Origin of the sequence: Streptomyces sp. AB3(2024) (assembly GCF_041862025.1) — a bacterium.
In the GTDB taxonomy this organism is placed as follows: domain Bacteria; phylum Actinomycetota; class Actinomycetes; order Streptomycetales; family Streptomycetaceae; genus Streptomyces.
Genome location: NZ_JBGWAB010000115.1, coordinates 20,894 through 27,377 on the forward strand (window position 1 = coordinate 20,894; position 6,484 = coordinate 27,377).

At 71.7% G+C, this 6,484-nt stretch carries 6 protein-coding genes; 4 read left to right on the top strand and 2 right to left on the bottom strand.

Annotated elements, in window-relative coordinates:
- Positions 1-133: 133 nt before the first annotated feature.
- The 3 genes from ACEPPI_RS31915 (at position 134) to ACEPPI_RS31925 (ending at position 1,968) form a co-directional block, all read left to right on the top strand.
- Entirely contained in the window at positions 134-1,354 is a 1,221-nt protein-coding gene (locus ACEPPI_RS31915; protein ID WP_373918741.1) for a helix-turn-helix domain-containing protein, read from the top strand.
- Positions 1,355-1,529: 175 nt separating this feature from the next.
- A complete protein-coding gene (locus tag ACEPPI_RS31920; RefSeq protein ID WP_373918742.1) occupies positions 1,530-1,652 on the top strand; it encodes a hypothetical protein in 123 nt (40 codons plus the stop codon).
- Position 1,653: 1 nt separating this feature from the next.
- Positions 1,654-1,968 (top strand): 4a-hydroxytetrahydrobiopterin dehydratase, encoded by a 315-nt coding sequence (locus ACEPPI_RS31925; protein ID WP_373918743.1) that lies wholly within the window; start codon positions 1,654-1,656, stop codon positions 1,966-1,968.
- Positions 1,969-2,059: 91 nt separating this feature from the next.
- Here the strand turns inward: ACEPPI_RS31925 and sph are convergent, their stop codons facing one another.
- Positions 2,060-3,049, bottom strand: a complete 990-nt coding sequence (sph, locus tag ACEPPI_RS31930) for a sphingomyelin phosphodiesterase (RefSeq protein ID WP_373918744.1) — start codon at positions 3,047-3,049, stop codon at positions 2,060-2,062.
- Positions 3,050-3,250: 201 nt separating this feature from the next.
- Between sph and ACEPPI_RS31935 the strand changes: the two genes are divergently transcribed.
- Entirely contained in the window at positions 3,251-4,138 is an 888-nt protein-coding gene (locus ACEPPI_RS31935; RefSeq protein ID WP_373918745.1) for an oxygenase MpaB family protein, read from the top strand.
- A gap of 36 nt (positions 4,139-4,174) precedes the next feature.
- On the opposite strand, the gene ACEPPI_RS31940 is transcribed toward ACEPPI_RS31935, so the two are convergent.
- Positions 4,175-5,674 (bottom strand): M1 family metallopeptidase, encoded by a 1,500-nt coding sequence (locus tag ACEPPI_RS31940; RefSeq protein WP_373918746.1) that lies wholly within the window; start codon positions 5,672-5,674, stop codon positions 4,175-4,177.
- Positions 5,675-6,484 lie beyond the last annotated feature (810 nt).

Here is a 6,484-nt window from a genome sequence, read left to right on the forward strand (position 1 = left end):
CGGGTGGTGGAACAGAACTGTCTGACCGGTGCGCCCCTGGGTACCGGCGGCCGCCCGGCGTGAAATCACCATGTCGGGTGCCTCCCGGGCGGATCCACTGCCGCGTCCTATAGGGCCGCCCTATATTTCGAGGATGGAGTCTGCGCTGGACGTATGGGTTCACCCCGAACTGCGGGCGGCTGCATCGGCGGAGGACTGGTCGGCGTTGCTGAAAGCCTGGCGGAAGGTGACGCGCAGCAGCCAGACCAAACTGGGTGCCGTCGTGGGTCTGGCGCAGTCCGATATTTCCGCGATCGAGAACGGCAGGCGCGCGGTGACCTCCGTAGAGGTCCGTCAGCGGATCATCGAGGGCCTCGGGGTCCCTGCCGAACTGCTGGGGCTCGTCGAGCCGGAGATGCCACTCCCCTCCCTCGTCCTGCCCGGCGTAGTGGCTGACCCGGAGGCCGTGCGCCTACGTCAGGTGACCTCGTCGGGCATGCGGCTGGACGCGCCGTCGCTCGCGGCGATGGAGCGTCTTCTGGCGGAGCATCGGCGGGCCGAGGACACGTTGGGTTCGCGGGTCATGAACTCCGTGGTCGCGGCGCAGTTCGAGGCAGTTGCCGGACTCTACGACCAGGCGCGGGGGCCAGTCGCGGACAGGCTCGTCAAGATCATGGCCGAGTATGCGCAGTTCCTCGCGTGGATGGCGCAGGATCAGGACAACGCGCCTGTGGCGCTGGGCTGGTTCGACCGGTCCTATGACTGGGCGCTGGAATCCGGGTACGGCGACATGGCCGCCACGACCATGAGCATGAAGGCGCACCTGGCCTGGTCCCAGGGCAACGGTCGCCGCTGCATCCGACTGGGTGACGCCGCCGCGTCCACGGCCGGAGCGAGTGAGGCCACTCGGGCCATGGCCGTACAGATGATCGGCCGCGGTCACGCTCTCGAAGGCGACGGGGACGGGGCTTACCGTCGGCTGGAAGAGGCGCAGTTGATCATCGCCAGCGCCACGGACGCACCCCCGTGGCTCTACTTCTACGGCGAGTCCTGGTTCGCGGCGCAGCGGGGCATGGCCGACCTGCACCTGAAGAACTGGAACAGCGCGATCGCGAATCTGACGCAGGGGCTGATCGGGTTCGCTCCGGAATTCCGCCGCGACCGGGCTTGGTATGGATCCTGCCTCGCCCACGCCTACGCGGGTGCCGGGGAGGCGCAGACAGCCCTGGCAACGGCACTCGGCGTGATTGACGATGCCTCCGAGATCGGCCGGCCGCATGCCTGGGGTGAGCTTCACAAGGTGGGCGGTCTCCTCCTGCGGCAGGGGGCTCACGAGGGCAGGGCGCTGGTGGACATGCTCGCCGAACTCGACTGAGGTGCATACACGTCAGAGCCCCTCCCGGCCCTCGGCGCAGCCGCGCGCCTCGTGCAGGACGGCCATCAGCTCGCCCCTCCGGCCCGGCTGCCGCAGCCGCGCTCCAGGGGCACGGGGGAACGGTTCCTCGGCGCCCCCTGGTACACCCGGGCGGCCGCCGGAGGACACCGCGACCGTGCTCCACGAAGCGCTCGGCCGCGAACTGGCCACTCTGGAGCGGGCCATGCGGCCGTGGCACGATGCCCCCGTAGGCCGGGACCTCGCAGAGATCCTGGCGCCCGTGACCGAGGGGGTATGACATGGGTGTGCCGAGGCCGATGACGCACGAGGAGATCGCCGAGCACTTGGCCGGGCTTCCGGGCTGGGCCCAGGTGGGCGACCTGATCACCCGGACGTACCCGATTCGCTATCACGCGGCGGTGGCCGCCATCGTGACGATTGCCGACCGGTCCCGGCGCATTCAGCACCACGCCGATCTTGACCTCCGCATTGACCACCTGCGCGCCTCGATCACCACGCACGACGCGGGGAACCGGCTGACGGCCGCCGATTTCGACCTGGCGCGCCGCATCGACGACATCGTGGCCGCGCACCAGGCGCTACCGCTGGATTGATCCCGGACGCACGACAGCGCCCCCTCCCGTCCGCCCGAAGGCGGGAGGGGGCGTCGAGTCGGTCCCGGCCTGGGTGGCCGTCCGGGCTCCGTCAGGAGCCGATGAGCGGGTAGTGGTCCGAGAGGTTGGTGTAGGTGTACGAGGTGCCCCAGCTGGAGACCGTCCAGGGGGCCGACTGTTCCGTGACCACGTTGTTGTTCCAGTTCGCCGGGCGGGCGTTGCCCTTGCGGTACAGGACGTAGTCCAGGTCCTCGCGGGGGTCCGTCGGGTAGCGGTAGTTCGCGATCGAGTTGAGCGCCGTGTCGAAGGAGTACGGGTGGCCCGTGCGGCTGTCGGCGTCGGCCAGGTCGGCGTTGGCGAGCATGCTCGCGTACTCGGGGCTGCGCGAGTCGACGTTCATGTCGCCGGTCACGATGACCTGTTCCGCCGCCGGGATGTTCTTGGCGTCCAGGAAGGCGTCGATGGCCCGGAACTGCCGGGCGCGCATCTCCGCCGCCTCGCCCGCGCCGCAGCCCGGGTCGGTGGACTGGGCGTGGGTGCCGACCACGTGCACCTTGGTGCCGTTGACGTCCAGCACCACGTACGCGAAGCCCTTGTTGGACCACCAGTCGGCGCCGCAGGCGTCCTTGTAGACCACCTGCTCCTTGCGGACGATCGGCCACTTGCTGAGGACCGTGACGCCGCCGTCCTCCGGGGTGGTGGAGGAGTAGGAGCCGCCCGTCGCGTCCCAGCCGCTCTTGCTGCGGCCCACGACGGGGGTCTGGTACGGGTACTGCGCGGACGCGTTCGCCTTCAGCGCGTCCGAGGCGCCGTTGTCGAAGGCCTCCTGGAGGACCACCACGTCGTGGCCCTGGAAGAAGGAGGCCTTGGGGATCTCCGAAGCCCGGTGGTCCTGGCCCCAGTTCGGGTACAGGTTCTTGCTCATCAGGAACGTGTTGTACGTCAGGACGCTGAGCCGGGGGGTCGTGCCGTTCCCGGCGGCGGTGGCCGCGGGGGCGGTGGTGAGGGTCAGCGTGCCGGCGGCGATCGCCGCGACGGCCGTGGCGGCGGCACGGTTGCGGCGGTTCGGGGTGAGCGGCATGAAGGTCTCCGTCATTCCTGCGGGGGAAGATCGACGCCGTCATCCAAGCAGCCGCGGTTACTTCGGGGTAACACCTGCGACAAGACTTTCTGTCCGGGCCACGACAACGTGGGGCCGGGTCCGGCCGGGCGGGACGCAGGCCCCGCGGCGGCGATAATGGAGGGACCGCGACGCGCGCGGGGCACTACCGGGGGAGCAGGGATGAGCACGGACGCCACCACCGGAGCGGCCGCCGTACGCGGGCGGGACCCCGAGCCGCCCCCGCCCGGCGGAGTGCTGTGGACCACCGCCGGGGACATCCGGTCGCTGCTGACCCTGCCCGCCGCCTTCACCCTCCAGGTCGCCCACCCGGCCGTCGGCGCCGGCGTCGACCAGTACTCCGTATTCCGCACCGACCCCTGGGGACGCGGCGAACGCTCACTGCGCTCCGTCCAGCTGTGGGTGTACGGCGGGGACGAGGCCGCCGCCGAGGGCCGCCGGGTGCGCCGGCTGCACAAGGAGATCCAGGGCACCGACACCCGCGGGCGCCGCTACCACTCCCTCGACCCGGCCTGTTACGCCTGGGTGCACGCCACCGGCTTCCCCATCGCCCTGTACTCCGGGCGCTACCTCTTCCGCCGCATCACCCCGGCCCAGGAACGCCTGCTCTACCGCGAGTGGCTCCAGGTGGGCCGGATCCTCGGGCTCCGCGACCGGGACATGCCACAGACGGTCGAGGAGTTCTGGCCGTACTACCGGCGGATGCTGGCCGAGGAGATCGAGCCCACCAAGGTGGCCCGCGAGCTGCTCGCCACCGACGCGGACCTGCCCCGCCCCGAGCTCGCCTCCCCGGTCGCCGGGCTGCTGCTGCGGGTCTCCTGGCCGCTGCTGCGGACCGCCTACCTGCGCTTCCGGGCCTTCGTCACCGTCGGGTTCATGCCGCCCGACGCGCGGGCCGTCCTCGGCCTGGAGTGGACCCCCGGGCAGGAGCGCCGGCTCCGGCGGATGAGTACGGCCCTGCGGATCCTCGTACCGCTCCTGCCCGAGCGGCTGCGCTACCTGCCGCTCGCCCGCGCCGCCCGCGCACGACGGCGCGCCGGCACCCGCTGAGGGGGCACCGGCGCGCGCGTCCGTTCCCGGGCCGGATCAGTGCTCGTGGATGTCGTTCGTCGCGACGATCTTCTTCCAGGACTTCGGTTCCTCGGCCGGCTTCGCCGGGGCCAGGGAGCGGGCGCCCGGCTTGGCGGTGGGGGCGCCGAAGGCGGGCTTGCCCGGGGTGTACAGCCAGGTCTCGAAGAGCTGGGCGAGCGGCTTGCCCGAGATCTTCTCCGCGTACCGGACGAAGTCCCCGACCTTGGCGTTCCCGTAGGCGCGCTCGGTCGGCCAGCCCTTGAGGATCTTGAAGAACTTCTCGTCGCCGATCTCGTTGCGCAGCGCCTGGATCGCGATGGCGCCGCGGTCGTACACGGCCCCGTGGAACTGGTTCTCGGCACCCGGGTCACCCGGCTTGACCTGCCAGAACGGGTCCTCGGCCGGACGGGAGGCGTACGTCCAGTCGGCGAGCTCCTGGGCGGTGCCCTCGCCCTCCTTCTCCGACCACAGCCACTGGCTGTAGCGGGCGAAGCCCTCGTTGACCCAGATGTCCTTCCAGTTGTCGACCGACACGCTGTCGCCGTACCACTGGTGGGCCAGCTCGTGCACGACCACCGAGACGTTCGCCCCGTTGGCGAACTGGCGCGGGCTGTAGAACGGCCGCGTCTGCGTCTCCAGGGCGAAACCGGAGGGCACGTTCGGTACGTAGCCGCCGAGCGCGTTGAACGGGTACGGGCCGAAGACCCCCTCCAGCCACTCCGCGACCTCGGTGGTCCGCTCCACGCTCGCGCGCGCCGCGCCCGCGTTGTCGCCGAGGTCCTTGCTGTAGGCGTTCAGGACGGGCAGGCCGCTCGCGGTCTTGTCGGTGGTGATGTCGAACTTGCCGACCGCGAGGGTGGCCAGGTAGGTGGCCTGAGGCTTGTTGGAACGCCAGTTGTAGCGGGTCCAGCCCAGCCTGGAGCTCTGGGACTGGAGCACGCCGTTGCTGATGGCCTGGGTGCCGTCCGGGACGTTGACCGACACGTCGAAGGTGGCCTTGTCCAGCGGGTGGTCGTTGCTCGGGAACCACCAGGCCGCCGAGTCGGGCTCCTGCGCCGCGATGCCGCCGTCCGGGGTGCGCTGCCAGGCGGACCAGCCGTCGACCTTGTACTCCGAGGGCTTGCCGGAGTACTTGACGACGACGGAGGCCTCCTTGCCCTTCTGCAGCGGCTGGGCCGGGGTGACCTCCAGCTCCTGGGTCCCGGAGGTGGCGAACTTCGCCTTGACCCCGTTGACGCGGATCTCGCTGACCTTGAGGCCGAAGTCCAGGTTGAAGCGGGACAGGTCCTGCTTGGCGGTGGCCAGGAGGGTGGCCGTGCCCTCCAGGAGGTCGGTCTTCGGCTGGTACTGCAGGCGCAGGTCGTAGTGGGAGACGTCGTACCCGCCGTTCCCGCTGGCCGGGTAGTAGGGGTCGCCGATACCCGGGGCACCCGGACCGGCGCCGGCCGCCGACGCCGGGATCACCAGCAGCAGGGAGGCGGCGAGCACGCTCGGGGCGATGACTTTGCGGCGCACGAAGAGCTCCAAGGGGTAGGGGAGGCAGATCGGTTCGGGTCTGGTCGTCCGACCGTATTCACCCCTGGCCACTCAGGTCATGTCCATGGCCCCTGCTGTCACACGATCGCCATCCGGCCGCAAGGAAGCGGGGGCCGGTGGCCCGGCCGGACGGGCACCGGTACATCGAAATCCGGACGCGGTGGGGGTTCCGCCGCACGGGTGACGGGGGCTCGTCGAACGGTCCGGCGCGGTCCGGGTGCGGGTCCGGTACGGGTACGCGCACCAGGCCGCCCCGGCCCGTGGAGGCGGCACGGCGGCGGCACAGGGGGCGACTTCCGGTCTGTCGGACCCTCCTGCCGTACCGTCACCGGCCGGGAACACATTGGCCGGATCTCGGCAGTCGGCCCCGGCCGGGAGCGAAGCGGCCCCGGCGCGCTCGGGGCGCGGCGGGCAGGGCCGCGTCAGACCCGGCGTCAGGTGTACCCCGCCGACCGCCCGGCGCTGCCGGGCCGCCACCCGCGGACTGCGCGCGAGCGGGCGGCCGAGCGTCCCGCCGACGCAGTCGTACGCCAGCCCGAAGAGGATGCCGAGGCCCCGGGCGGGCACTCGCCCTCTGGGCGGTGCCCGAGCCCGGGCGGTGCCCGAGCCCGGGCGGTGCCCGAGCCCGGGCGGTGCCCGAGCCCGGGCGGTGCCCGAGCCCGGGCGGTGCCCGAGCCTGGGCGGTGCCCGAGCCTGGGCGGTGCCCGAGCCTGGGCGGTGCCCGAGCCTGGGCGGTGCCCGAGCCTGGGCGGTGCCCGAGCCTGGGCGGTGCCCGAGCCTGGGCGGTGC